The 25,795-nt window shown below is 50.5% G+C and carries 30 protein-coding genes and 1 pseudogene; 22 read left to right on the top strand and 9 right to left on the bottom strand.

Features of this window, described 5'->3' with window-relative positions; all coding sequences use genetic code 11:
• Positions 1–71: 71 nt before the first annotated feature.
• Positions 72–341, bottom strand: coding sequence for a type II toxin-antitoxin system YafQ family toxin (locus tag JJU14_RS03965; RefSeq protein ID WP_228611304.1), 270 nt, complete (start codon positions 339–341; stop codon positions 72–74).
• On the bottom strand, positions 328–612 hold the full coding sequence (locus JJU14_RS03960; RefSeq protein ID WP_228611303.1) for a type II toxin-antitoxin system RelB/DinJ family antitoxin: 285 nt from the start codon (positions 610–612) through the stop codon (positions 328–330). The genes JJU14_RS03965 and JJU14_RS03960 overlap by 14 nt, the downstream gene beginning before the upstream one ends.
• A gap of 179 nt (positions 613–791) precedes the next feature.
• On the opposite strand from JJU14_RS03960, the gene JJU14_RS03955 reads away from it, so the two are divergent.
• From JJU14_RS03955 to JJU14_RS03915, 9 genes are all read left to right on the top strand, one after another.
• Positions 792–1,115, top strand: a complete 324-nt coding sequence (locus JJU14_RS03955; RefSeq protein ID WP_228611302.1) for a hypothetical protein — start codon at positions 792–794, stop codon at positions 1,113–1,115.
• Between the two features lie 105 nt (positions 1,116–1,220).
• Entirely contained in the window at positions 1,221–1,703 is a 483-nt protein-coding gene (locus JJU14_RS03950) for a hypothetical protein (protein WP_228611301.1), read from the top strand.
• A 104-nt stretch (positions 1,704–1,807) separates the two neighbouring features.
• Positions 1,808–2,086 (top strand): hypothetical protein, encoded by a 279-nt coding sequence (locus JJU14_RS03945; protein WP_228611300.1) that lies wholly within the window; start codon positions 1,808–1,810, stop codon positions 2,084–2,086.
• A gap of 89 nt (positions 2,087–2,175) precedes the next feature.
• Entirely contained in the window at positions 2,176–2,511 is a 336-nt protein-coding gene (locus JJU14_RS03940) for a hypothetical protein (RefSeq protein ID WP_228611299.1), read from the top strand.
• A gap of 111 nt (positions 2,512–2,622) precedes the next feature.
• Positions 2,623–3,201, top strand: coding sequence for an NAD(P)H-dependent oxidoreductase (locus tag JJU14_RS03935; protein WP_228611298.1), 579 nt, complete (start codon positions 2,623–2,625; stop codon positions 3,199–3,201).
• Between the two features lie 81 nt (positions 3,202–3,282).
• Entirely contained in the window at positions 3,283–3,669 is a 387-nt protein-coding gene (locus JJU14_RS03930) for a tautomerase family protein (protein ID WP_228611297.1), read from the top strand.
• 113 nt (positions 3,670–3,782) lie between these two features.
• Positions 3,783–4,055: a ribbon-helix-helix protein, CopG family gene (locus tag JJU14_RS03925; RefSeq protein ID WP_228611296.1), complete on the top strand. Its 273-nt coding sequence runs from the start codon at positions 3,783–3,785 to the stop codon at positions 4,053–4,055.
• Positions 4,052–4,333, top strand: a complete 282-nt coding sequence (locus JJU14_RS03920) for a type II toxin-antitoxin system RelE/ParE family toxin (protein ID WP_228611295.1) — start codon at positions 4,052–4,054, stop codon at positions 4,331–4,333. Before JJU14_RS03925 ends, JJU14_RS03920 begins: the two co-directional genes overlap by 4 nt.
• Positions 4,334–4,577: 244 nt before the next feature.
• Positions 4,578–5,024, top strand: a complete 447-nt coding sequence (locus tag JJU14_RS03915; RefSeq protein ID WP_228611294.1) for a hypothetical protein — start codon at positions 4,578–4,580, stop codon at positions 5,022–5,024.
• Positions 5,025–5,370: 346 nt separating this feature from the next.
• On the opposite strand, the gene JJU14_RS03910 is transcribed toward JJU14_RS03915, so the two are convergent.
• Positions 5,371–6,408 carry a transglycosylase SLT domain-containing protein gene (locus JJU14_RS03910; RefSeq protein ID WP_228611293.1) on the bottom strand — a complete coding sequence of 346 codons (1,038 nt, stop codon included), beginning with the start codon at positions 6,406–6,408 and terminating at the stop codon, positions 5,371–5,373.
• Positions 6,409–6,808: 400 nt separating this feature from the next.
• On the opposite strand from JJU14_RS03910, the pseudogene JJU14_RS03905 reads away from it, so the two are divergent.
• Positions 6,809–7,012 (top strand): annotated as a pseudogene (locus tag JJU14_RS03905) (GFA family protein); the annotation flags it as partial.
• Positions 7,013–7,014: 2 nt separating this feature from the next.
• On the opposite strand, the gene JJU14_RS03900 reads toward JJU14_RS03905, so the two are convergent.
• On the bottom strand, positions 7,015–7,860 hold the full coding sequence (locus tag JJU14_RS03900; protein WP_228611292.1) for an EamA family transporter: 846 nt from the start codon (positions 7,858–7,860) through the stop codon (positions 7,015–7,017).
• Positions 7,861–8,034: 174 nt separating this feature from the next.
• Here JJU14_RS03900 and JJU14_RS03895 point away from each other — a divergent pair, with 174 nt between their 5' ends.
• Positions 8,035–8,820, top strand: a complete 786-nt coding sequence (locus JJU14_RS03895; RefSeq protein WP_228611291.1) for a PhzF family phenazine biosynthesis protein — start codon at positions 8,035–8,037, stop codon at positions 8,818–8,820.
• 48 nt (positions 8,821–8,868) lie between these two features.
• Here the strand turns inward: JJU14_RS03895 and JJU14_RS03890 are convergent, their stop codons facing one another.
• Positions 8,869–11,022 (bottom strand): prolyl oligopeptidase family serine peptidase, encoded by a 2,154-nt coding sequence (locus tag JJU14_RS03890; RefSeq protein WP_228611290.1) that lies wholly within the window; start codon positions 11,020–11,022, stop codon positions 8,869–8,871.
• A gap of 196 nt (positions 11,023–11,218) precedes the next feature.
• Here JJU14_RS03890 and JJU14_RS03885 point away from each other — a divergent pair, with 196 nt between their 5' ends.
• The 7 genes from JJU14_RS03885 to JJU14_RS03855 all read left to right on the top strand — a co-directional run bounded on the left by JJU14_RS03885 (position 11,219) and on the right by JJU14_RS03855 (position 17,766).
• Positions 11,219–12,523 carry an anti-phage deoxyguanosine triphosphatase gene (locus JJU14_RS03885; RefSeq protein ID WP_300976147.1) on the top strand — a complete coding sequence of 435 codons (1,305 nt, stop codon included), beginning with the start codon at positions 11,219–11,221 and terminating at the stop codon, positions 12,521–12,523.
• 111 nt (positions 12,524–12,634) lie between these two features.
• On the top strand, positions 12,635–13,033 hold the full coding sequence (locus JJU14_RS03880; RefSeq protein ID WP_228611288.1) for a hypothetical protein: 399 nt from the start codon (positions 12,635–12,637) through the stop codon (positions 13,031–13,033).
• A 118-nt stretch (positions 13,034–13,151) separates the two neighbouring features.
• Positions 13,152–13,943, top strand: a complete 792-nt coding sequence (locus JJU14_RS03875) for an ATP-binding cassette domain-containing protein (protein WP_228611287.1) — start codon at positions 13,152–13,154, stop codon at positions 13,941–13,943.
• Positions 13,936–14,925, top strand: coding sequence for an iron ABC transporter permease (locus tag JJU14_RS03870; protein ID WP_228611286.1), 990 nt, complete (start codon positions 13,936–13,938; stop codon positions 14,923–14,925). Before JJU14_RS03875 ends, JJU14_RS03870 begins: the two co-directional genes overlap by 8 nt.
• Positions 14,926–14,928: 3 nt before the next feature.
• Positions 14,929–15,531, top strand: a complete 603-nt coding sequence (gene cobO, locus JJU14_RS03865) for a cob(I)yrinic acid a,c-diamide adenosyltransferase (protein ID WP_228611285.1) — start codon at positions 14,929–14,931, stop codon at positions 15,529–15,531.
• Positions 15,531–16,358: a cobalamin-binding protein gene (locus JJU14_RS03860; RefSeq protein ID WP_228611284.1), complete on the top strand. Its 828-nt coding sequence runs from the start codon at positions 15,531–15,533 to the stop codon at positions 16,356–16,358. The genes cobO and JJU14_RS03860 overlap by 1 nt, the downstream gene beginning before the upstream one ends.
• Before the next feature lie 115 nt (positions 16,359–16,473).
• Positions 16,474–17,766, top strand: coding sequence for a cyanophycinase (locus JJU14_RS03855; RefSeq protein WP_228611283.1), 1,293 nt, complete (start codon positions 16,474–16,476; stop codon positions 17,764–17,766).
• A 56-nt stretch (positions 17,767–17,822) separates the two neighbouring features.
• On the opposite strand, the gene JJU14_RS03850 is transcribed toward JJU14_RS03855, so the two are convergent.
• Both JJU14_RS03850 and JJU14_RS03845 read right to left on the bottom strand, forming a co-directional pair.
• The gene (locus JJU14_RS03850) at positions 17,823–18,860 is read right to left on the bottom strand and encodes a patatin-like phospholipase family protein (protein ID WP_228611282.1); all 1,038 of its coding nucleotides are present in this window, start codon (positions 18,858–18,860) and stop codon (positions 17,823–17,825) included.
• Positions 18,857–20,146 (bottom strand): anti-phage deoxyguanosine triphosphatase, encoded by a 1,290-nt coding sequence (locus tag JJU14_RS03845; protein ID WP_228611281.1) that lies wholly within the window; start codon positions 20,144–20,146, stop codon positions 18,857–18,859. The genes JJU14_RS03850 and JJU14_RS03845 overlap by 4 nt, the downstream gene beginning before the upstream one ends.
• 172 nt (positions 20,147–20,318) lie before the next feature.
• Here JJU14_RS03845 and JJU14_RS03840 point away from each other — a divergent pair, with 172 nt between their 5' ends.
• From JJU14_RS03840 to phnE, 4 genes are read left to right on the top strand one after another with little or no spacing between them, the layout of a single operon-like run.
• Positions 20,319–21,092 (top strand): phosphate/phosphite/phosphonate ABC transporter substrate-binding protein, encoded by a 774-nt coding sequence (locus JJU14_RS03840; RefSeq protein ID WP_228611280.1) that lies wholly within the window; start codon positions 20,319–20,321, stop codon positions 21,090–21,092.
• On the top strand, positions 21,061–21,240 hold the full coding sequence (locus JJU14_RS03835; protein WP_228611279.1) for a hypothetical protein: 180 nt from the start codon (positions 21,061–21,063) through the stop codon (positions 21,238–21,240). Before JJU14_RS03840 ends, JJU14_RS03835 begins: the two co-directional genes overlap by 32 nt.
• A 9-nt stretch (positions 21,241–21,249) precedes the next feature.
• Complete coding sequence (phnC, locus tag JJU14_RS03830; RefSeq protein WP_228611278.1) at positions 21,250–22,014, top strand: phosphonate ABC transporter ATP-binding protein; 765 nt, start codon at positions 21,250–21,252, stop codon at positions 22,012–22,014.
• A gap of 11 nt (positions 22,015–22,025) precedes the next feature.
• Positions 22,026–23,087 (top strand): phosphonate ABC transporter, permease protein PhnE, encoded by a 1,062-nt coding sequence (gene phnE / locus JJU14_RS03825; protein WP_228611277.1) that lies wholly within the window; start codon positions 22,026–22,028, stop codon positions 23,085–23,087.
• Between the two features lie 7 nt (positions 23,088–23,094).
• On the opposite strand, the gene JJU14_RS03820 is transcribed toward phnE, so the two are convergent.
• Positions 23,095–24,486, bottom strand: coding sequence for an alanine/glycine:cation symporter family protein (locus JJU14_RS03820; RefSeq protein ID WP_091345327.1), 1,392 nt, complete (start codon positions 24,484–24,486; stop codon positions 23,095–23,097).
• A 9-nt stretch (positions 24,487–24,495) separates the two neighbouring features.
• Entirely contained in the window at positions 24,496–25,710 is a 1,215-nt protein-coding gene (locus JJU14_RS03815) for a pyridoxal phosphate-dependent aminotransferase (RefSeq protein WP_228611276.1), read from the bottom strand.
• Positions 25,711–25,795: the final 85 nt, after the last annotated feature.

The following is a 25,795-nucleotide window of genomic DNA, read 5'->3' as shown; positions in this document are numbered from 1 at the left end:
GTTTAAAGTGACATTAACTCGCTATGCTCCTTACTGCAATTTAACAGTGCGTTATGTGATGTTTGCGGCAGCTAGAAAAGTTCGCTGTGAGAGCCAATGCGTGCAAGTTGTAGTGTATCGTTGTTGGTTCTATAGATCAGAACAAGGTCTGGTTTAATGTGGCAATCGCGAAAGCCGTGCCAGTTTCCCGTTAGGGGATGATCAACATTTCTGGGTGGTAGCGTTTCACCGCGTTGTAACTGGGAAATAATATTCCCGACTTCGAGAATGTCGGGAATGGGCATTTTAGTGATTTTTTTAAAATCTTTTTTGAATTGTGTCGAATATTCAAGCGTGAGCATTTGGAATCTTGCCCTCGGTCAGCTCGTTGAACATATCATCGACAGATGCGCTTTGTTTGCCTTTGCCGTCAACCAATTCTTTAATTGCAGCGGCAGTTGTTCCATTTGGCTGACGGGCCTTAAGCTCAAAAGGTATACCGCCATGATTGATAACTGCACGGGCAAAAAGCTTCAATGCTTGGGATGGACTTAGCCCGACATCATCGCAAATGTTGGTGAAAGCTACTTTTGTGTCATGATCGATGCGTGTGCTAAGCATTTCGCTTTTCATGGTAATTACTCCAGCGTGTGTTGCAATGTTAGACATTGTAGCACATAGTTGGAATATCACATAACAAACCGCGTCATTCGGTGCCTGCGGCCCCTGCGACGCTCACCAGTTCGCACGCATGCGCGGGGCGTTAGCCGCTATTACGGTTTTGGCTTTCTTGTCACTTGGGAGAAATTTTAGTGGATATTTCTGTATTCCTTGGAGTATTAACTGTCGCTTCAGGTTTTGTGTTGGTTATGCTTGGTTATCTGATTTCAGTAAAACAACGATTAAATCTGATTAATGGCGTCGATTTTTCAAGTCTTACGGATGCTGTATCGTTTGCGAAGTACCTTGGAAAAAGTTTTACCATAACAGGTATTCTAATGCTTTTCTTGGGACTTGCGGTTTATTTTAAGTGGGTCGGTCTCGTAGGGTATTCGCTTATCATAATGGCAATCTGTATTATTCCTTTACCAGCTTTTATGATAGCGAAAAATAAATACACAAAACGTGCTTTGTAAATCAGGCTCGGCTAACAATGCGCAGCACTCGCTCCCTTCGGTCGCTGGGTCGCCAACCGCTGAGCGGCCGTCGCCCATGTGCTTTGCGTTAGTTTAAGGAGTTTTATGAAATACTTTTTTGCTCTTATGGCCCTCATATATAGCCTTACTTCCATTGCAGAGAGTTTGGTTCCCAAGCTTAACGGTTCATGCGATGAAATCATAAATACGTTTGACTTTATTGAACGTGAAAAAGATCAGTCTGCTGGAATTGTCTACTTTGAAGGTTTCGAAGGGTTAGCTGCTGTTTTTTGTGACGATAAAAACTTTCGAAGAGCAATGATTATTTTTGAGGTGGAGTCTGTTGATACTGCCATATCCTTGTACAAAGCTCTCGAGAGGAATCTCAAATTAGTTCATGAAGAGATTGATACCGTGAAGACGCATGAGTTTGCTGAATCACTATATTTGTTCGAAGTAATGTCTGGTGAACCAGGTTTTTTGGGGGGAATGGTATATGCTATTTGGCCCTCAGATAAAAATGGATTAAATCTTAAGATTCATAAAGCTGGCAGAGCATGGACAGTTGCTGTCTTTTTTGGTACGTAAAACTAACAAGGCTCATCACTCGCGGCCTACAGCCGCTGGGACGTCAAACGCTAACACTTTTACCGCCCGTGTGCTTGGCGTTATACGTAGAGGATATTCAGTAGATGGAAATCAATTCAATTGATGATGTTAATGCTCTAAATGAGTATCAAAAAGTAAAACAAATTGAACGTATTGAGAAAAAAATACATCGACTCAGTTTTGTTCCTGCATCTACTTGTGCGGGACTAATAATGTGGTTTTTTTTGTCTACGTGGTTGAACGCTTCATGGACGCCAATGAATTTATTATTAATTGCGATCGCAATTGGTAGTGTTGGTCATTCAAATGTACAACGGACTGATTTATTAAAACAACTTTTTAAATTAAAGTATGGTGAATAATCAACGTATAACAAGCGCCATCACAAACGCGCCCGTTGGGCGCTGGGCTCGCAACAAGTTGCTCGCGTTTGTGGCGGGCGTTAGAGTTTATGAAGATGTTCGAGCGAATTCAAAAGCAAACTCATATAGTTGATGATAGAAAGCTTACAGCTAGCTATGATCGTTTCAGCACAGTTTTTACCTTGTCGCTCGACGGCAAAGTCCTGGTTTCAAAGTCTTTTGTCTTCAGTTCGAAATATGAAAGCGAAATTGAAATTGGATCAAAAATATACAAAGTTCATGTTTTCGCGCTTATTCTTTGGCGCTCAAAACTAACTGTAAACAACGAAGTAATTATCGAAGAGTTAATCCCATCAAGAAAAAGAAAGAGCATCGGAGGATTAATCTATTCATTAGCGGTCGGTGCTGCCAGGGTGGTAGGATAAACTCTAACAAGGCGCTATTGTCGCCGTATGCGCGACTGGGACGGCTTACGCTGCGCGGCCTGTCGCCCGTGTGCGGGGCGTTAGGCATACATGATAAGGAGCACCTTCACAGTGCCCAAGAACATCACAGTTATTCTCGGCCATCCCGATGGGTCGAGCTTTTGCAATGCCATTGCGGAGAAGTACGCTACATCGGCACGGAAAGCGGGTCATACTGTCAGGCTGTTTAAGCTCGGAGAAGTCGAGTATGACCCAGTGCTGCGTCATGGGTACAACAAACGGCAAGAGTTAGAGCCTGCACTTGTCGATATTCGTGAATCAATTAGTTGGGCGCAGCACCTGGTTTTCGTCTACCCGATTTGGTGGGGATCAATGCCAGCGATTCTTAAAGGAATGTTTGATCGCATTTTTTTGCCAGGATATGCATTCAAGTACCGCAAGGATTCGCCATGGTGGGATCGACTGCTGGTAGGTCGCAGCGCTCATGCCATAGTTACCATGGATACCCCGCCATGGTATTACCGGCTCATCTACACCATGCCAGGGCATCATCAGATTAAAAAGACTATTCTCGAGTTCTGCGGCATCAAGCCAGTTAAGATCACTTCATTTGGCCCAGTTCGTGGCAGCTCAGAAGCGCAGCGGTCAAAATGGTTACTGAAGGTTGAGCGACATGCCGCCTTGGCCTAACAATGCGCTGCTACGGAAAATTTACTCGCTTGCGCTCCTAAATTTCCCCATAGCGCGGCGTTACACATCACAGGAGGAAACGTGATAGTCATCTATGGTATCAAGGACCACCTTAATCCGATTAAGGCCCAGCTTTCTGAGGTCATTCACGGATGTATGCAGTCAGTCTTGGGCATGCCCGAAGACAAGCGGGCTCATCGTTTTGTCCCAATGGAAGCCGAAGACTTTTATTATCCAGGTGGCAGAACGCATGCCTACACGGCTATTGAGATAAACATGATGCAGGGTCGTACTCCAGACACCCAAAAGACGCTGATAAAGGAGTTATTCAGCAAGATCGAGTCAGAGCTTGGCATTTCACCTGTGGACGTCGAGGTGACAATAAAGGAACAGCCACCTCACTGCTGGGGATTTCGGGGTATGACTGGAGATGAGGCACGTGATCTCAAGTATTCAGTCAATGTGTAACAAGTGCGCTCAAGGGAAGCTCCTGACGTCGCACCCTGCCGCTGGCGTTAAATTGCTTTGCGAGCCCTCGTTGACTACAATGTATTACATTGTTTTTTGAGAGGGGTGTCATCATGAGTGTTACCACAGTTCGCTTACAGGCAGAGGTTGAGCAACAGTTGGAAGCTATTGCGAGCAGGCTTGATCGGAGCAAAGGATGGGTGATCAATCAAGCCTTATCGGAATATATTGATAAACAGCATTTGCAGCAAGAGCGCTGGAAACAAACCTTGGATGCGATGGAATCAGCTGCTCAAGGAAAAGTGGTTGACGCTAGTGAAGTGCACAACTGGTTAAACAGTTGGGGTACAGAAAAAGAGCAGGATGCCCCGAGGTCTGGTAAGTGAAGCTAGTGTATACCAATGATGCAATCGAAGATTTAAAGCGTTTGCGGGAGTTTATTGCAGTTCATAATCCAACCGCAGCCAGTAGAATAGCAGCAGAATTGATCGCAAAAATGGAGTTGTTGCCAGAATTTCCAAGGATGGGCACGCCGGTTCAGATGGCTCCTGTTCCAGATGTCATCCGTGATATGGTTTTTGGAAATTACGTTGTTCGCTACTCTATTCACACCAGTGCAGTCATTGTTCTTCGAGTATGGCATGAGCTTGAAAGTGAGCGATAGCAATTTAACAAGTTACTGCACTGGAAAATTACAAACAAATCGTCTTTAAAGAATGTTGGAGTTAGCTGCTAACAAAGGTTTTAAATCATGCGCGGTTTAGTTTTAATACAAGCTGCAGTGGGCTTATTGGGTCTTGCCGGTAAGGTTGGCCGCGCAAGTCCAATGTGGGCTGCTAACAAGCAAAATCAGCCGACGCCAAACAGCAGCGCTGATGCTTTGAGCGCCAGGCATTCAGGGAGGAAAAATGCACAGTTGTAGCAATAAGTATCTTCTGGCTGCGGCAGTATGTTGTTTTGCTGCCGCACTTGCTCATCTTGGCTGTATCGTTTTCGGAGGAGATTGGTATCGCTTCTTTGGTGCAGGTGAGCAGATGGCTCTGATGGCAGAGCAAGGGCTATGGTATCCGACGATTGTTACCTCTTTCATCGTCTTGGTACTACTGGTTTGGGCTCTATATGGCCTGTCGGGCGCAGGTGCAATTAAGCGGTTACCGCTTACAAGATTAGCGCTAATCCTCATTACTGGTATATTTCTACTGCGTGGCGTTTCCTTCGTTGGGTTAATGCCAATGTTCCCTGAAAACAGCCTGACGTTTTGGTTAATTAGTTCAGGCATATGTTTGTTTATTGGCGGTCTGTTTGCTGTAGGTTCTTGGCAGCAGTGGGCAGTTTTAGGTGTAAAAAATGCCTAACAATACGCATCACTCACTCCCGTTGGTCGATGGGCCGCCACCAACCCACTGCGCGGCTCGTCGCCCGTGTGCTTTGCGTTATGGCAGGTAAATAGATGATAGCTGGCTTATTTAAGAAACTTGGTTCAGATGTATTGAGCGTGCGCTCCAGTAGATAAAGATCTATGAAAACGAAATCATCAAAAAATCGGCGGCAACTCATCGGCCTTACTTTGGGGATTGGTACGGCAATAGCGCTGTCTCTGGTAATTTTTCAGTCCCACCCCTTTATCGGCCTGTCGCTAGGCGTAATTGCCGTAGGAGTTTACGTTGCCATAATTCGTGGCTTATGGAAATCCCACTCGAATTAATGACTCTGTTTGGACTCCAGTAGCTGCAGTGCAATGCGAATATCGGCAGTGTAATAGAGTGAGGCGAAGCCAAGGCGATTGCGGCCAAGGTTATGGAACACCATACCAAAGGCAATATCGCCGGCACTAAAGTCTTGGTGGTGCTCGGCAAAATAGGCTGCGGGCTTGCTGAGCTCTTCATCTAGCAGCAGTGATCTTACCCGGCCAGGACCGCCATGATAAGCCTGGATCAGTAACAGCCGATAAATGTGCTCCTGCTTCTCATCTGGCAGATGGGAAAAGCGCGTCAGAAATGCCGGTCGTAGCATGCGGTGATTTCGTTCAAACAACCAAAGTGCGCAATCTACCTGAGCTATACGGTGCAGTTGTCTATTCTGTGGTATTCCACAATCTTTCAAAGCCTGTGGTGTCAGCTGCAGGATGCCTCTGGCATTGGCTTTCGAGTGAGCTTCGCGCACACCACCACTTTCAATAATCAACATGCCCGCTAAATCCGCTAGCAGGTCGTCTGGCAGGCTGATGCGCTTCTGCTGAGCCCTGCGGGCATAGACCAGGCGCACGGCGTCATGCAAGGATGCTTGATTTTTAGGACTGCCAACCGAGATGCCATCCCAGTTACCCGACAGACGACCGTCCGGGTGCTCCCCTAAATAGCGCGCTATAGCCAGCGGCAGATCAACGGATGGTTGATGGCAACGAATGGCAAAAGGGTAGCCAAGGGTTTGGCTGTTGCCTTCCACCCAGGCATGAACCCGCCCTTGTTGTGCCATGCCCTGACGGGTTTGATTCAGTAATAACTGGGTTTGCATCGAGTCTGCTGCGTCTTCAATAAACTCCAGGAAGTTACCGCGCATATCAAACAGTAGATGGCGATTGCGCTCAGTGCAGTGACCCGACTGGGTCAGGATCCAGCGCCTGACGTTCATCACATTCTCATAGACACCCTGACTTTCGGCATACTGCTTGCTGCGTACTACGTCGGTCCAGTTTTGATAGGGGAGAACAGACTCGTGCGGCTGAGCTTGTAGGGGCAACAAATATCCAAATAGAGCAGTAACTGCAAGGGGCCAGTATTTGCTGTATAGCGTGGAACCCATATCTGCTCCGGGTTTCTATGGCTGATGAAGCGGTTGTCAACTGACGTTGAAGACAAAGGCTGAACAAGGCCTTAACATACAAACACACTAAATCCTTTTGCATGTCTTTACCAGAGGGGCTGTTAAATAATGTTTCGCCCGCTTTTCGTTGCAAGGGTGAAGCCTGGCAGCAATGAGTATTTCATCACTTACACTCCAAAAAAAGTCCCGTGTGGCTTCGCTGGCTGAGCTGGCAACAAGTTGAATGCCATTTTGATGTATGTAATTATACTGTTATGCAATGTGCGTGATCATGATGATTTTTGCATGTCCCGTAACGAGTTGCCTGTTTTAAATAGTAAAGCTCTACCAATTTAATACCAAAACAGCCAAGCATTATTTTTGCAGTAACTGTGGCATCTACACGCATCATCAACGCAGGTCCAACCCCACGCAGTACGGGTTTAATGTTGCGTGCCTCGAGGGGATCAACCCACTCAAAATACCAGATGTACCAACCTATGCTGGGGTAAACCATCCAGCAGATCGCAATCGGTCATAAAACTACTTCCGGCTTACCAACCAGAGCGCAAGCAGCATTAGACCGGCTCCGACCGACAGGCGCAGCAAATCGGTATCCCGGTTCCAGAGCACTAGATTGACCAAGAGGCCTGCCGGGATCAGGGCGTTGTTCATGGTGGCTAGTTGTCCACTGTTGACCTTGGTCGCACCCAGATTCCACAGGTAATAGCCCAGGCCAGATGCCACCACCCCCAGCCAGAGTAAGATACCCCATTGCAGCTCTGTGGTAGGGTACTGAGGAGTACCGAGCAGCAGCCAGGCCGGCAGGGCAATCAACAGGGCACCGACATAAAACCAGCCAAAAATGGTATGCTGGGCCGGTTGCTCGGCGGCTGGCCAATGTGCCAGCCGGTACTTGTACAGCACCTGGCCGCTGGCAAAACAGAGGTTGGCTCCTTGCACTACCAAAAAACCCAGCCAGAAGTCTTCATTCAGGCTGTTCCAACGCATCACGGCGGCACCGGCAATGGCCAGCAGGGCACTGAGCAAGTAGCGGTGGTGAAAGCGCCCCTCCAGCAGATCATGCAACAGGGTGATGTACACCGGGGTGAAAATGGTGAAAATCAGCACTTCGGGAACGCTTAACAACAAAAACGATTGATAATAAAACAGATACATCAGCCCAAGCTGAATGGCACCTATGCCCATCAGTTGAGCGGCTAAGCGCGGGGCGACTTTATGGCGCAACAAAAACGGTAAAAACACCACTGCTGCCAGCACCACCCGGCTTAGCACGGCAAAATAAGCATCCACCTGGCCTGTCAGGTAAACGCCAATCAGCGAAAAAGAAAAAGCCCAGAGTAGGGTAATGGCCCATAGATACAGCATGCTGGTGTTCCAGTGTTCGGGTTGTTTACCGGCGCTAGCATGCCGTAAAGCCTGCAGCAGGTCCAGTTACAAAACGCTTTAGCTGCCTTTAAAGGGGATCTGGCGAATCAAGGCTTGCTCTGGTGCGCACAGCTTCGTATGGTACCAACAGTTAAAACCTTTTGGGGAGTGAATATGGCCCAGCAACAATTTATCGTCGATGCCTTTGCTGCCGAGCTTTTTAGCGGCAATCCGGCTGCGGTGTGTCCACTGGGGCACTGGCTGGACGACTCTTTACTGCAGCAAATCGCAGCGGAAAATAACTTATCGGAAACCGCCTTCTTTGTGCCCGAAGGCGATGGCTATCAGCTACGCTGGTTTACCCCGGTCTCGGAAGTGGACTTATGTGGCCATGCCACTTTAGCCAGTGCCCATGTGTTGTTTGAACACCTTGGTTTTGCCGGTCAACAGTTGGTGTTTCATACCCGTAGCGGTGCGCTTAGCGTGCAAAAACAAGGCGACTGGCTGCAAATGGACTTTCCGGCCAGCATGCCGCAGCCATGTGATGAACCGGCTCTGATTCGTCAGGCGCTTGGCACGAAACCCGATCAGGTGTTGGTAGCAGACGATTATCTGGTGGTGTATCCAGATGCGGCTGCCATTTTGGCGCTGACACCGGATTTCGATCTGCTGACCCGTCTGGAAAAGCGCGGTGTTATCGTGACGGCACCAGGCACCGATGGCGTGGATTTTGTCAGCCGCTTTTTTGTGCCAAAACTTGGTGTCAACGAAGATCCGGTGACCGGCTCAGCCCATTGTCAATTGGCACCTTATTGGGCTGAGCGATTGCAAAAACAGCAATTGTTAGCAAAGCAGCTCTCAAAGCGGGGTGGTGAAGTGCATTGTGCGCTGCAAGGGTCGCGGGTGCTGTTATCCGGTCAGGCACGGACGTATTTGCAGGGGCAATTGTTGCTGAGATAAAAAAACGGCGCTTTCGGGCGCCGTTTTGTTTACAGGTGGGACATGCTGTTACTGCCGTGGCAGCTCGTCATAACCCATGTTGTACAGAATAAAAGAAAACACATCGGCTGCCTGATCAATGATCATCGATACCGGCATACCTGCACCATGGCCAGCTTTTACATCGATACGAATCAATTGCGGATGTTTGCCGCCATCTTTTGCTTGCAGTTCCGCCACGTATTTGAACGAGTGCGCGGGTACCACCCGATCATCGTGGTCGGCCGTGGTGACCATGGTGGCTGGATGGTTCACACCTTCACGTACGTTGTGTACCGGCGAGTAACCAAGCAGATATTCGAACATTTCCTTACTCTGATCAGCGGTGCCGTAATCGTAAGCCCAGCCTGCACCAGCGGTGAAAGTGTGGTAACGCAGCATATCCAGTACCCCAACGGCCGGGATAGCCACCTGGAATAGCTCCGGGCGCTGGGTAGATGCTGCAGCAACCAGCAAGCCACCATTGGAGCCACCACGGATCGCCAGCTTTTCTGCTTTGGTGTAGTTGCTGTCAATCAGGTACTCAGCGGCAGCTATGAAGTCGTCGAACACATTTTGACGATTCATCTGGCGGCCGGCATCGTGCCAGTCTTTACCGTACTCACCACCACCACGGATGTTGGCTACAGCATAAATACCGCCCATATCCATCCATACGGCATTGGAGACGCTGAACGACGGTGTCAGGCTAACATTAAAGCCACCATAACCGTACAGGATAGTCGGGTTGCTGCCATCTCGCTTGATATCATTGCGGTAGCTGATGATCATTGGGATGCGGGTGCCATCTTTTGAGGTGTAGAACACTTGCTCCGAGGTGTAATTGGCCGGATCAAAACCAGTGTCTGGTCGGTTGTACAGCTCGGTTTCGCCGCTGTGCGGATCCAGTTGATAAATACTGCCCGGGCTGATGTAGTTGGTAAAACTAAAATACAGCGTGTCGGCATCGGTTTTGCCGCCAAAACCACCGGCACTACCTACGCCCGGCAAATCAATCTGACGAATCAGCTTACCTGCATAGTCAAATTGTTTGACCTTGGCCACGGCATCAACAATGTAATTGGCAAAGATGAAGCCGGCACCGGTGCTGGCGCGCAGTACATGTTCCGTCTGTGGGATTAGCTCCTGCCAGTGTTCTGGTTGTGGCTTGGCTGCGTTGGCCACTACCACCCGACGATTTGGCGCATCGCGGTTGGTAACGAAGAACAACTGATCATCTTTGGATGTCAGGAAGTTTACATCGTTTGCTGTGGTATCCACTATGGTGGTAAAACCAGCCTCTGGATTGCTCAGATCTTTGATAAACAGCTTGTTGCCTGACGTCGAAACTGCGGCAGATACCAACAGGTAGCGATCATCCTCAGTCACGGTAGCACCGACATAGCGGTGCTGTTCACCATCAGCCGCACCGAAGATCACCCGGTCTTCTGATTGCGGTGTGCCAAGCTTGTGGTAATACAGCTTGTGCTGATCCGTCATGGCCGATAGTTCGCTACCATCCGGTTTATCGTAACTGGAGTAATAAAAGCCTTCATTACCCAGCCAACTGATGCCACTGAACTTGATATCGACCAGCACATCACCGATTTGTTCGCCGGTTTGGGTATCGATGACGATAATCTTGCGCCAATCGCTGCCCCCTTCGGAGATGGCGTAAGCGGCCAGGCTACCATCTCGTGAGAAGCGAATGGTCGCCATCGAGGTGGTGCCGTCGGCACTGAAGGTATTAGGGTCGAGAAAAACTTCCGGTTCGCCATCCTGTTTTTGCCGGTACAACACGAACTGATTTTGCAGGCCATCATTACGGTAAAAATAGGTGTAGTCGCCTTCTTTAAAAGGCGCGCCTAAACGTTCAAAATTCCATGAGTCCTGTAAGCGTTGTCGGATAGCGCCGCGATAAGGGATCTGCTCCAGATACGAGAAAGTCAGTTCATTTTGAGCTTTGACCCAGGCCTCGGTTTCGCTGCTGCGATCATCTTCCAGCCAACGGTAAGGATCAGCAATTTGCTGGCCAAAGTAACTATCAACCACAGTGCCTCGAGCCGTGTCTGGATAGGTAAGGTTATGGCTGCGCGCTTGCTGATGGTGTTCAGTCGAGACAGATTGGCCACCACCGCAAGCAGTTAATAGTGCGGCAGTAAGCAGAGGGACGGCATACTTCATAAAATGGTGGACTCCAGTGGTGGTTGTTGTTTTTTAGCAAGGTTAACAAATTAACTGCATAAAGCCTATTAGCGAAAGCGGTAGCTGGCCGCATAAATCCGGCGGATGGTGGTTTTCCATTACGATAGCCGCAGTTGCCAAAGTTGGTTGCCTGTGTCAGGCTGGAAATGGCTTAAAAAACAGGATGGACGACACAATGTGGACAGCCAGACGAAGTCAGCCGGATGGCAATGAGTTCAGTCAATTTCATTCCGGTGCCAGTGACAGTGCGGCACAACGCGATAGAGCCCGTATTATTCATTGCGAGGCTTTTCGACGTTTGCAAGCAAAAACCCAGGTGCTTGGTGTTGGGGAGCATGATTTTTACCGTACCCGCTTAACGCATTCGCTGGAAGTGGCGCAAATCGGCTCCGGTATTTGTGAACAGCTGCGTGAACGTTATGCTGCCAACAAGGATTATCTCAACTGGCTGCCAAGTATGAGCCAGATTGAAGCGATATGCTTGGCGCACGACATTGGCCATCCACCTTTTGGCCATGGCGGCGAAGTGGCGCTGAATTATTACATGCACTCAATGGGCGGTTTTGAAGGCAATGGTCAAACATTGCGAATGATGGCCCATCTTGGTGAGTATTCACCTCACCATGGGCTGGATCTAACCCGGCGAACCATGCTGGGCGTGCTGAAATACCCGGTGTTACACCGGGAAGTGGCCAACTATCCGATAGAATTGGCGGAAACTACCAGCAATATTGACAGCTATAAACCACCCAAGTGCATCCATGATGAGGATGAAGCTGTGCTGGCATGGATCCTGGCTGGTTTACCAGATGAAGATATCCGGTTATTTCGTAGCACGGAGCCGCGGGGAGATAAACGCAAAGCTGCTTTTAAAGGCTTTGACACCGCCATTATGGAGCTGGCTGATGATATTTCCTATGGCGTGCATGACTTAGAAGATGTACTGGCGCTTCGCTTGGTGACTGAGCGTGCCTGGCAAGACGATGTGCTTAGCCGGCTCAGCGGTGATGATGTGATTTCCCGCGAGTTGGATTTTTACAACCGTAAGTTGTTCTCAGAGTCGAGCACCGAACGTAAACATGCCATCAGTAAGTTAATCCGTTATTTTTTGCCAGAAATAACCATTGAAGCCCAGCAACGGTTTGCCACACCTTTGCTGGATTTGCAGGTGCAACTATCGGCAGAGGCGAACGCCACCCTGCAAATCTTAAAAGATTTTGTTTACAAGCATGTGATCCGCCGGCCAGAAGTGCAGACTCTAGAGTACAAAGGGCAGCAGTTAGTACTGAAACTCTTTGCGGTGCTCAGGGATAATCCGGAGCGTCTACTGCCGCCGGCGGTGCTGTTGCGCTACCAGCAGTCTGAATATAAAGAGCGGGTGATTTGTGATTACGTATCCGGTATGACCGACAGTTATGCGATTAAGTTGTACCACAAGGTGTTTAGCCCGGATATGGGCTCAGTATTTGATCGGTTGTAACGACAACATAGCTACTACTTAAAAAACTGTGCTTATTTAGCCGGCAACATTGAAAAAGTACAGATTTCTGTTTAGATTGAATCTACAGCAATAAGCAAGGGATGACGTACGATGAAAAGATGGTTGATAGCGATGGTGTTCGGAGCAATGGCCACAGCGAGTTGGCAGGTCGAAGCCTCGACAAAGGATTACCGGTTGCTTACAGTGGCGGGGTATCTTAATTTTTATTTGCTGAATTTAAATGCTTGTCAGGATTTTCACCCGGCTGTGCGGCAATCGGCTTATCAGGCTGAAGCGCAACTTTATCCCTGGTTGGAAAAGCTGCAAGCCCGAATCGAGGCATCGAATGATTTTGATTCAGCCATGTTGTCGGGGATCGTGCTGCGCCGCCGGGCTTTGTTAAATGAGCAAATTGAAGACAATGATTTCACGGTCGATCATTGTCAGGCTATAGTCCAAATTCTTAGCACTGAGGGCTTGGATGAAACGCTGTTGTCTGTATTGAATTAATGAACCGCGTTTTATAACAAAACCAGCTCCGGCTGGTTTTTTCGTTTCTTAAAACGACACCCTGTTTCAACTGTTTTCTGTTACAATCCGTCAACTTAACTCAATCATGGATCCTAACGTGGCGGCAGTGTTGCAATTGCACAATGTATCCTTGCAGCTGGGGCAGCGCACCGTGCTCGAGCAGGTAAGCTGCAGCGTTATGACAGGCAGAACGCTTGGTATTGTTGGTCCCAATGGTGCCGGTAAGAGCTCCTTACTGCGGTTATTGTATGGTGAGCTCCAGGCGAGTCAGGGTCAGGTGCTGTTTCATAACAAAGGGATCAACACCTATCGCCGAGCCGAGCTGGCACGTCAGATGGCGGTGGTGATGCAAAGTCCAGTCCCGGTGTTTAACTTAACCACTGAACAAATGGTGATGCTTGGGCTGGTGCCCCACAAACGTTGGTTTGATCCAACCACCAGTCAGGATCATCATCAGTTGCAGTTGGCGTTGGAAAAAACCGGTCTACTGGCGCTTCGAAGCAAAAAGCTGGTTGAGCTATCAGGTGGTGAGCTGCAACGAGCTTTTATTGCCCGGGCGCTGGTGCAAAACGCCAAGGTACTGCTACTGGACGAGCCCACCAATCATTTAGATGTGCATTATCAGCATCAGATCCTGCAACTGATCCGGCAACTCAATCTCACTATTGTCTGTTGCCTGCATGATTTAAATCTGGCGGCCAGTTATTGCGACGATATTCTGTTGCTGGATCAGGGCAGGGTACAAGCCTTTGGTCCTGCTGAGCAGGTACTAACACCAGAGCGCTTAACGCGGGTATTTCATCAGCCTTGTTTGCTGTTAGCGCACGACGAGTTAGCTCGACCGGTTATTCATTTCTACCCGAAGCACCAGGGAGAGGATCATGACTAAGCAAAGCCCCTGGCGCTGGTTGCTGGCGTTGATACTGCTGATCATAACCCTCTTAATGAGCATTCGTCTGGGCAGTGCCGCTATATCCTATGGCCAATTGTGGCAGCTGCTAACCGGGACTGCAGCTGACCCAACATTTGACGCCATTGTTTGGCAAATTCGCTTGCCACGTATTGCCATGGCATTTTTTGCCGGGGCCGGGCTGGCGATCTGCGGTGCTTTGCTGCAAAACATGAGTCGCAACCCGCTGGCTGATCCCTATTTATTTGGCCTTACCGCTGGCGCTGGCCTGGGTGCAAGTTTAGCCATGATTGTTTTCCCAGAGCAGCAATTACCGCTCGCGCTGTCGGCTTTTGCCGGTGCCAGCCTGGCGGTATTTTTAGTGGTATTGGTGTGTATTCGTCATGGCTGGCAGCAGCTGCAGGTGATGTTGCTGGCTGGGGTAGCGGTGTCCTTTATGCTCAGTGCCATCAGTAGTTTTATTTTGTACTTCGCCGAGCCTTTTGCAGCGAACCGGGTGATTTTTTGGCTGATGGGCAGCTTAAGCCGAAGCGATTGGCAAGGGGTGGCAATCGTCGCCCCAGCCGTGCTGGCTTTGCTATTGCTGGGGTTGGCGTTTCGTCGACAGTTGGATGCCATGCTGCTGCATGACGAAAGTGCCCGTACGCTTGGGGTATCCGTTGACCGGATCCGTTTGCTGTTTTTGCTCTGTACTTCGGCAGTGACGGCTTTTATCGTGGCACAGTGCGGTGGTATCGCCTTTGTTGGCTTGATGATTCCGCATCTGGTTCGGCAATGGTTTGGTGTAACCATGCTGCCATTGTTGCTGGGGTCGGCCCTGGTCGGAGGCATTTTTCTAATCTGGGTGGATAATTTCGCCCGTAGTTTACTGATGCAACAGGAAATTCCGCTCGGTGTGATTACTTCGATGCTCGGCAGTGTGTTTTTTCTGCTGTTACTTAGACGACAACAACCTGGATAAATGATGACGGAAGATTACAAAGCAAAGCGCCATCAACAACGGCAGCAGCAATTAAAAGAACAAGTCGATCAGGCGGTCGCCAAAGCAACCGACGATAAAGGTTTGTTGTTGGTGCTAACCGGCAATGGCAAAGGCAAATCCACCGCTGGTTTTGGCACCGTTACCCGCGCAGTCGGCCATGGTTATAAAGCTGCAGTAGTGCAGTTTATCAAAGGGGATTGGGCCTGTGGTGAGCGTAATTTGTTGCAGCAACACGGGGTACCATTTGTGGTGATGGCTACCGGCTTTACCTGGGATACCCAGGATAAAGCCGCAGATATGGCGGCTGCACAAAGTGTTTGGCAACAAGCGAAGGCTTTTTTAGCCGATGAGCGTATCGACCTGGTGTTACTGGATGAACTGACCTATATGCTTAGTTACCATTATCTGGATCTGGACGAAGTGCTGGCTTGCATTCGCCAGCGCCCCGCAGGCCAGCATGTGGTGGTAACGGGCCGCAACTGCCACCGCCGCTTGCTGGATATGGCTGATACTGTGAGTGATATTCAGGTGGTCAAGCATGCATTTGATGCCGGTATTCGGGCGCAGCAGGGCGTGGATTGGTGATGCGGTTTTTATGGGCCTTACTGATAATAGGCCTGGCAACATCAGTCCAGGCCAGGCCAGAGCGGATTATCGCGCTGGCACCACACATTACCGAGCTGCTGTTTGATATCGGTGCAGGTGAACAACTGGTGGCGGTGAGTGATTTCAGTGACTACCCGGAAGCGGCCAAAGCCCTGCCCAGTGTCGCCAATTATGCGCACATCCAATTGGAAGCCGTACTGGCACTAAAGCCCGATCTGGTGATTGCCTGGCGTACCGGTAATCCGCAGGCTGATCTGCACCGCTTAAAGCAACTGGGTGTGACCGTGGTGTATTCTGATCCGCTGCTGCTGGAGGACGTCGCGAAAGAGCTTCGGCAATTGGGAGCTTTAACCGGCCATCTGCAACAGGCAGAAGCACTGGCCCAGCGTTATGAGCAAGAGCTGGCTGCGCTGCGTAGTCGCTATCAGCAGCAAGCGCCAGTGCGGGTGTTTTTTGCCATGTCCCAGCAGCCACTCTCAACCATTGCTAATAAAGCCTGGCCCCAGCAGATACTTGAGCTCTGTGGCGCGGACAACCCTTTTGCGGTTAATAGCAATGATTATCCGCAGCTTGGACCTGAACAGTTAATGCTGGCAAATCCAGAGCTGATCATTCAGCCAACCAAAGGTGCTCGGCCTATCCTCACCGAACAATGGCAACGCTTTTCCAGTCTGGAAGCTGTACGAAAACAGCAGTTTCTGACAGTAGATGCTGATTTGATGTACCGCTTTAGCAGGCGCAGCCTGGATGGTGCCAAAGCGCTTTGCGAAGGCATTGATCAGATCCGCGCGCAAACAGCACCGTGATTTTGCTGCAAGTGAAGCGTTTTTTTTGCTAAGATTTTGGCTGGCTAAAGGCCGATACCCACTAATAAAAGCAACAGGGTAGCTAAATCATAAAGATAACAATGGAGCAAAAAACGTGAAGTACTCAATCCTGATACTGGCTGCCTGCCTGGCAGTGGCCGGATGTTCTAAAAAAGATCCAGAGCCTCGCAGCAACGAAAAAGGCGCCCTGGTGATGGTTGGTGGCTCGCTTAGCACCTCAAATGCAGCTGTTTATCAGCGTTTTATTGAGCTGGCGGGTGGGCCTATTCAGGCTCGAATAGCGGTGATCCCAGCTGCCAGTGGCCAGCCAGTGCGTTATTTTGAACAGTTCCGTGACGACATGGTGCATTATGGCCTGACCAAAGATCAGGTCACCTTGCTGCCTATTGCCGTCAAAGACGACCGCAGTACACCGGATGTGGATGAAAGTGAGTGGGCACTCGGTGGCCACGATGAACTATTGGCCCAATCATTAGCGCAATACACGGCAGTTTGGTTTTTAGGCGGCGATCAGACCAACATAACTCAAACCCTGCTGCCGGATAATAAGCCGACTCCGGTCTTAACGGCGGTGAGGGATTTGTACCAGCGGGGGGGCGTGGTGGCCGGCACCAGTGCCGGTGCTGCCATGATGAGCGAAGTGATGATTGCCGGTGGCGACTCCTGGCATGCACTGACAGCGCCACCTCGTGATCGTTACGATGGCATGCAGGACCAGGAGGTTGGCCCTTTGATCCTGCGATCTGGTCTTGGTTTTTTCAAAGACGGCATCATCGATCAGCACTTTGATCGTAAATCGCGCTTCGGCCGCTTGTTGGTGGCGGTGCAACAGCACAAAGACCAATTCCCGGTAGGCTACGGTATTGATGAAGATGCGGCCTTGGTGTACTACCCACAGCGACAGGAAATTGAAGCCTTGGGCTATGGTGGGGTAACCATTATCGATGTGCGGGAAGCCCGCAAAATCAACAATCCTTATGGCTACCATATCAAGGATGTCCGTATCAGCTTTATTCAGGGCGGTGATCGCTACCATGTAACAGAGCATCGCTTCACGCCGCACCCGGCTAAATCAGCCACCATTGGCCAGGAGTATCTGAACATTGCTGAGCCTGTGGTCGTTTCCGGTGTGTTTAGCCGCAACAGCCGACTGAAAGATCTGATTGGTTTTGACCTGGTGGATAACAAAGGGGCCAGTGAAGTAGTCAGTTACTTTCATCAGGGCGAAGGTGTAGGCTTTACCTTGCGCTTTCGTCAGGATGAGAAAACACAGGGCTACTGGCAGTATCTGGATGGCATGAAAGACAATAGCAGCGCTGCTTTTGTTCTACTTGATGTAGTACCAAGCCGTTTTAGTATCACGGAGCTTGGCCCGGACAGTCGGTAAAGCGTGTGCTCAGTTGGGGCCACCAAAGTCGGATCCTGGCTATAGCCCGGTGAGATTCAGTACAGTGGCTCCAATTGGTAATTGCCGGTTTTAAAATCCTCGGCCAGCTCAAAAGAGCGGCTAATTACCTCCTGCCAGTGCCGGATCCTTGTTGCATCGGGCAGTCTGAAATCCTTGCGGTCCGGGATCTTGCCAGCCGGTAGCGAAGCAATCCAGCTTTGCGAAGGGCACAGCAATACCACATTGTGATAGTGCGGTGAAAACTTACGCCGCCATGGCAAGGACTTATCGAACCAGCCGGGAGCTATGTGCGGGTAAAAATGCGGGTAGAGCACCAGGCCTTGCTGACTAAAAGGCCAGTCAAAGTGGTAATCGGTGACGCCGCCATCGTAAAACAACCCTTTACCGGCACCAAGGATGTCTTGCACCGCATCCAGCACCAGCGGGATTGAACCACTGGCTTGCAGAGCGGGTAGCAGGTTGTGTTCGGTCAGTTCAATTCTGCGGGTAGGCAAATCGGTCAGCTGCGTTTGTATCAGCTGACTGCCAGGCGCATGAAACAAGCAGCGCTCAAAGAAAAAACGCAGGTGCCTGCGACTGGTTAAATTCGCTGCTGCCGTCAGGCTTAAACCGGCTAACTGGCCGATTTTGTGGCGCGAGCGGTTCAGTGCTCTGGCGCGAGCCACCGTAAAGTTGAGCTTATACACTGGGTTACTGATCACTTGGCGGATTTTGTCGCTATCTGGAAAGACCCGCGCAATCACCGTCATGGAAATGGCGGTAATTTCCTTGCTACTGGCTTTAGCCGGGTAACACAAAGTGGAGTAGGCGTCACAAAAACGCTGACTGGCGGCTACCGGATCCTGCTGAGCGTAACAGGCAAAGCGCCAGGCACCGGCCGAGCTGCCCAGCAATTGCAGCGGCTGCTGACGGCCTTTAAAATACTCGCCGGCCAAATACTGATCCAGCCCAAACAAACTAAACCATTTAGGGCCGCCGCTGGCACCGACCAGGGTGCTGATATCGTCTGCTCTCAAACCATGTTGTTGAATATGGGCCAGAGCCGTCGGCCCAGCAAGAACGCGTAACCTCATAAAGCCCCGAACAACTTTTGATACATGGTTTCGGCATACTCATCGGTCATGCCCGACAAATAATCACAAATGACCCGCAAGCCCAGGCCATCGCTTTGTGCCTGCTGCCAGCGCTGTTGGGTATTTTGTGGCAGCAAACGGCTGGGATCCGAAGCAAAGGCGTCAAACATTTTCAACAGCATGTTCTGGCAACGAAAACGGGCTTGCTGAATATCGGGTTGGCTGATGACATTGCGAAAGACAAAACCTTTTAGTAGCTCCAAAAGTTGCTGTTGTGGTGCTGGCAGTCTGGCATTGAAACGGATCAGCGGCTCGCTTGCATCCGGCAGGCTCTCAAACAATTCAACCGAGGTAATAAAGGCATTGACCAAAGCGCCAATGGCATTTTTACGGATATGGTGCTCAGGGCGAAATAGTGCTTTCGTCACAGGCTGCATCAACTGCTGCATATTTTCAGGCAGGGCATCCACCGCCGCCGGAATTTGAGCGCGCCACTGCTCCTCGGTGGCGTAGCCGGTGACAATGGCATCTTCCAAATCGTGCACGCCGTAAGCTATGTCGTCGGCCAGTTCCATAATGGAAGCATCCAATGACTTGCAACGCGACTTTTGCCAGGGGCTTTGCGGCAGCTGCTCCACTTGTTGGAACAGCGAGCGATCGGTGGCACTAAGTGGCGCCAATACCCAATCCAGTACATCAGCATCCTCATGGAACACGGACTTCACTGCTTTCCAGCGCGCCAGGCTAAGCGGTGCCGGCTCGGTGTTATCGCCCAGTTGCTCGGGCGGCAGCACCGGGTATTTCAGTAAGCCCAGCAAGGTGCGACGGGTTAAGTCCATGCCATGGTGCTCGGTATAGGGCTCCAGTTTGCTAACGATACGAAAAGTCTGGCCATTGCCTTCAAAACCACCCACATGCAGCATTTTGTAGTTCAGTGCTGTTTCGCCACCATGGCCAAAGGGTGGATGGCCAATATCGTGCGCCAGGCATAAAGCTTCCATCAGGCTTTCTTCCGGCAGTTGACTGGCTAGTTCGGATTGTTGCTGGTAACGACGTTTTAGCTGATTCACTAAACCTGTGCCTATCTGAGCGGCTTCCAGCGAGTGGGTCAGGCGGGTACGGTAAAAGTCATTCTGGCCGACTCCCATGATCTGGGTTTTTGCCTGCAAGCGACGAAAGGCTGCCGAGTGCAAAATGCGGGCGCGATCGCGCTGCCAAGGGGTACGTTGATCATCTTGCCGGTTCAACGAGCGGTCAGAGCGCCGCTCCAGCCAAGGTGTACTCATGCCATCTTCCTTATGTTGAGGCGATTATCTTACGCCAAAGCCCACTCTGGATCGAGCAAGCTACAGCCATTTTTCACGCCAATTACGACAAAAAGATGACGGCCTTGTCATCTGCAGGTCATATTCGCTTGTTACAACAGTGCCCGAAATGAATAAATAAGGGATAAGTTGTATGAAGCTGGGGCTCAAAGTCAGGATTGTATCTTCATTGTTCTGGTTAAGTACAATGCTGCTGCTGGCAGGCTGCCAGCCGAAAGGAGAGCTCGGTAGCCGGGATAACCCAGTCCGGCTGTATTTTACACCCTCGGTTGATGCCGACACCATCGCCAGTAACTCGCGGGAATTTATTCGTTTTCTGGAAAAAGAGACCGGCGATTACTATGTAACCGGCATACCGACCAGTTACATCGCTGTGGTGGAAGCTTTTGGTTCTGACCGGGCGGATATTGGCGCCATGAATTCCTTTGGTTACCTGATGGCACATGAGCGCTACGGTGCCAGGGCGCATTTAAAAATGATCCGCCATGGCGTCGATTACTATCAGGGGCAGATTGTGGTGCGGGCCGACAGCGGCATTGAAACGCTGGCCGATTTAGAAGGCAGACGCTTTGCCTTTACCGATCCGGCCTCGACCTCGGGCTATTTTTTCCCCTTAAAAATGCTGCGTGATGCCGGCATACGCCTGGGCAATGAGACCTTTGCGATGAAACACGACAGTGTCATTACCATGGTGTACCAGGGCCAGGTGGATGCAGGATCCGCCTATTATTCAGCTCCGGCCGCCGATGGCAGCATCCGTGATGCCCGCCAGCGGGTATTGACGCAATTTCCCGATGTGGAGCAGCAGGTACGGATCCTGGCGGTGACCGAAAAAATCCCCAATGATCCCTTTGTGTTTCGCAAAGATTTACCGGATGACATTCGGGATCGCTTTATTGGCTGTTAAGAAGTTTCTGTCCAGTGACGAAGGGCAGGACATCTTTCGCAATATCTACAGTGTTGAAGGCTTAGTGGATGCCACGGATGCCGATTATGACCCGCTTCGCGAGATGATCCGCGCCATTGAACTTGATACCAACCGACTGCTGCTGTAGGAGGCTGCCATGACATTACTTCGTAGTGAACATCTGTGCAAAACCTATCCGAATGGCACCCAGGCCCTGAATCAGATTAATTTCAGTGTCGAAGAAGGCGAGTTTCTGGTGGTGATCGGCTTATCCGGCTCCGGGAAATCGACCTTACTGCGCTGCATCAATCAACTGCATCCGGTCAGTAGTGGTGCCATTCATTTTGAACAACAGCGCTTGGATCAGCTGCAAGGCCGGGCCTTACGCCAGCAGCGTAGCCGGATAGGGATGATCTTTCAGCAGTTTAATCTGATCCCCCGTAAAAGCGTGCTTACCAATGTGCTAGCCGGGGCTCTGGCCTCTACCCCGATTTGGAAATCCTTGTTAGGGCTCTACAGCAAAGAGCAACGAGAGCAAGCCCTGGCCTACTTACGCATTGTTGGGCTGGAGCATAAAGCCTATGTGCGGGCCGATAATTTATCGGGTGGTCAGCAGCAACGCGTCGCCATTGCCAGAGCCTTGATGCAGAACCCCAAAATTTTGTTGGCTGATGAGCCGGTAGCCAGCCTGGACCCGTCCACCTCGCATTCGGTGATGAAGTACCTGCAAAAAATCAACCGTGAGCTTGGCGTGACCGTGATTTGCAATCTGCACTTTTTATCCCTGGTTAGAACCTACGCTAGCCGGGTGCTGGCACTGAAAGACGGCAAGATCGTGTATCAGGGCGCGCCGGAAGATATTGATGAGCAATGGTTTACCACCATTTATGGCGAAGAAGCCGTCGAAGTGAGTATCAACTGATGGAAAATACCATGATCACAAAGCAACCATTGGCCGAGGCCATGCCGGTGAAACGCTATCAGGCCAGCATCAAAGCCTGGTGCATGGATGTGCTGCTATGGAGTTACAGTTTTCTGGTGCTTTACAAATTAGGCTATCAAAGTTGGTGGCTTGATTTGCGCCATGTCGATTTCTTCTGGTCCGAGCCACTCTATTCTCTGCTGGTGGGAGGCCTGGTAGCGAGCGTTCTGAGTTACACCAAAGCATCTGTTGGTAAGGCTTGCTATGGGCTCATTGCTTTTGATGAAGGGCGCTCTTTATTTCGCACGGCCTCGGTACGGCTTGGCCTGCTGTTTTTGCTCTTGACCTTTATCGCTGGCTTGCAGATATCCCAGGTCTCAATGCGGGAATTTTTTTCCGACTCTGGTTTGGCGGGTGCACAGCGGATTTTCACCGCGTTATTGAACCCGAATTTTGCCATTTTCGAAGACGCGCTCTTTGCAGCAGTTGAGACCGTTTACATGGCTTTTATTGCCACCGCTTTGGCCATTCCGGTTGCCTTTGTGCTGGCTTTTTTTGCCGCTCGCAACTTGATGAAAAACTCAGCGCTCAGCTTTGCGATTTATGCGGTATTGCGCTTTTTGATGAACCTGACCCGCTCCATTGAGCCATTGGTCTGGGCCATTATTTTCTCGGTCTGGGTCGGGATAGGGCCATTCTCTGGCATGCTGGCGCTGTTTCTGCACTCGGTCGCTTCATTGACCAAGTTGTACTCCGAGCAAATCGAAGCCATTCAGGATGGGCCAGTTGAAGCCATGACGGCAACCGGCGCCCATCCTATCCAGGTAATCTGGTATGGCGTAGTACCACAAGTGGTGCTGCCCTATTTGTCGTACACCATTTATCGTTGGGATATCAATGTCAGGATGGCGACGGTGATTGGTTTGGTCGGTGGCGGCGGGATAGGCACCATGCTGATGCAGTATCAGGGCCTGGCGCGCTGGAATGATGTCGGCATGCTGGTAATCGTCATTGCTGCTATTGTCTGGTTGATGGACTATGCATCGGCCAAAATACGGGCTCACTTAAAGTGAGCCCGTGTTATTTCAGCTGGCGCAGGTACTCTTTTAAATCGCGTTTCACTTCGGGCATCAAAAGATAAATGGCCAGAATATTCGGTACTGCCATCAGAAAAATCATCGAGTCGATAAAATCAAACACCGCCAGGATATTGGGCACAGCCCCAATCGACACGACCAGACAAAACAGCACTTTAAACAGGTTTTGCACCCGGTTGGTTTCACCGAAAATATAGCTCCAGGATTTAAGGCCATAGTAAGACCAGCTGATGACGGTGGAAAAACCAAACAGCAGTAAGGCCACCATCAGCACCAGCGGGAACCAGTCAAATACGCTGGCAAAGGCACTGGAAGTAAGGCGTACGCCATCCAGATCGCTGCCAAGGTAAGCGCCGGTCAGAATGATCACCAGAGCAGTAATGGTGCAAATCACCACGGTATCAATAAAGGGTTCCAGCAGGGCTACAAAGCCTTGCGAAACCGGATGCCGGGTTTGTGCCGCCGCATGGGCAATGGGGGAAGAGCCAATACCGGCTTCGTTGGAATAGGCAGCGCGGCGAAAGCCCTGAATCAGCACACCGATAAAGCCACCGTAAGCCGCCTCAGGGGCAAAGGCGCCATAGACGATGGTCATCAGCGCTGCTGGCACCGCATCCAGATGGCTGCCAATGATGATCAGCGCCGCCAGCAGATAGATAGCGCACATCAAAGGAACCAGCCGACTGGTGACATTGGCAATGCTTTTGATGCCGCCGATAATCACCACAGCGACCAACAGGGCGTAGATAGCACCAAATAACCAGGCATTATCAAAGCCGGTCACGCCTTTGACCTGCGCATAGCCCTGGTTCACATGGACAAAACCGGCCGAGCCAAAGACGCAGGCCATGGCAAAGAAAATTGCCAGGGCTTTGCCAAGTCGTGGCAAGTTGAATTTGCTAAGCGCCACTTCAATGTAGTACATGGGGCCGCCGGAATAGCTGCCATCCGCTGCCTGATGACGGTACTTGACCGCCAGGGTACACTCGACAAACTTCAGCGACATGCCGAGGATACCGGCCAATATCATCCAGAAGGTTGCACCAGGACCGCCCAGCGTAATGGCCACGGCTACACCGGCTATATTGCCAGTACCTACTGTACCTGACAAAGCAGTAGATAAAGCTTGAAACGGGGTAATATCGCCTTGCTGGCGTGGGTCTTTGTAGCGGCCAGACACCACTTTGAGGGCATGTCCAAAGCCGCGTACATTGATAAAGCCCAGATAAAAGGTACTGAACAGGGCACCGGCCATCAACCAGACCACCACCATCGGCAGTTCGGCGCCACCAACCGGAATGGCATAGAACACCACAGAGGACAGTTGATTAGTAAACCACTCAAAGGCGTGACGAAATCCCGGTTCAGTATTCATGCTAACGCCTTATTGTTGATAACTGCCTAAAAACTGTTCCAGCCGCCCGATGGCTTGCTCCAGTTGTTCTTTGTGAGGCAAAAACACAATACGAAAATGATCCGGTTCAGGCCAGTTAAAGGCCCGTCCATGAACCAGCAAGACTTTGTGCTGACGTAAAAAATCGAGCACCATCAATTCGTCGTCTTTCACTTTTATTTTGCTGCGATCAATTTTCGGGAACAGGTACATGGCGCCTTTAGGGCGGGTGCAGCTTACCCCTGGTATTTGATTGACTTGCTGCCATGCGGCATCCATCTGCTCGTACAGACGGCCGCCAGGAGCCGTTAACTCAAAAATACTCTGATAGCCGCCCAGTGCAGTCTGTACCGCATGCTGACAGGGTACATTGGCACAAAGACGCATCGAAGCAAGAATGCGCAAACCATCGACATAGTGCTGGGCCTGGCGCTTGGCACCGGAGATAAAGAGCCAACCAACGCGAAATCCGGCAATGCGGTAGTTTTTTGACAGACCGCCAAAGGTGAGCAACAGCAAATCATCACACAAAGCGGCGGTACTGGTATGCTCGGTACCATCGTACAGAATTTTGTCGTAAATTTCGTCGCTTAACACCACCAACTGGTGCTGTCGGGCAATTTCCAATAAGGCCAGCAATACCTCATCGGAATAAACCGCACCGGTTGGGTTGTTCGGATTGATAAGTACCAGAGCTTTGGTTTTTTTGCTGATTTTACTGCGCAAATCGTCCAGATCTGGTGCCCAGTCCTGTTGCTCATCGCAGCGATAATGCCGGGCCTTGCCTCCTGCCAGGTTCACGGCCGCAGTCCAGAGTGGGTAATCGGGGGAGGGGATCAAAACTTCATCGTCGTTATTCAGCAAGCCTTGCAGCGCCATCAGTATGAGTTCAGAGACACCATTACCAATAAAGACATCATCGGCGTCGGCACCACGAATGCCACGCTGTTGATAGTACTGAGCAACAGCCACCCGGGCTGGGTAAATGCCTTGGGAGTCGGAGTAGCCCTGCGCGGTTGGCAGATTGTGGATCACATGCTTTAAAATTTCATCCGGTGCTTCAAAGCCAAAAGGAGCAGGGTTGCCAATATTGAGTTTTAAAATGCGGTGACCTTCTTCTTCCATCCGCTTAGCTTCTTGAGCCACCGGACCACGGATATCGTAACAAACACCTTCAAGTTTGCTTGAACGCTGAATGGGCTTCATAGAATTTTTTGCTTCAGTTTTTTTATACGTCTGGATAGCCAGATACTACCTGAAGTTGCAGGACAAAAGAAAGCCAAAAGCATGG

Source organism: Alkalimonas sp., assembly GCF_020831925.1.
Taxonomy (GTDB): domain Bacteria; phylum Pseudomonadota; class Gammaproteobacteria; order Enterobacterales; family Alteromonadaceae; genus Alkalimonas.
Note: the sequence above shows the minus strand (reverse complement) of the source record. Positions and strands in the feature narration are given on the sequence as shown.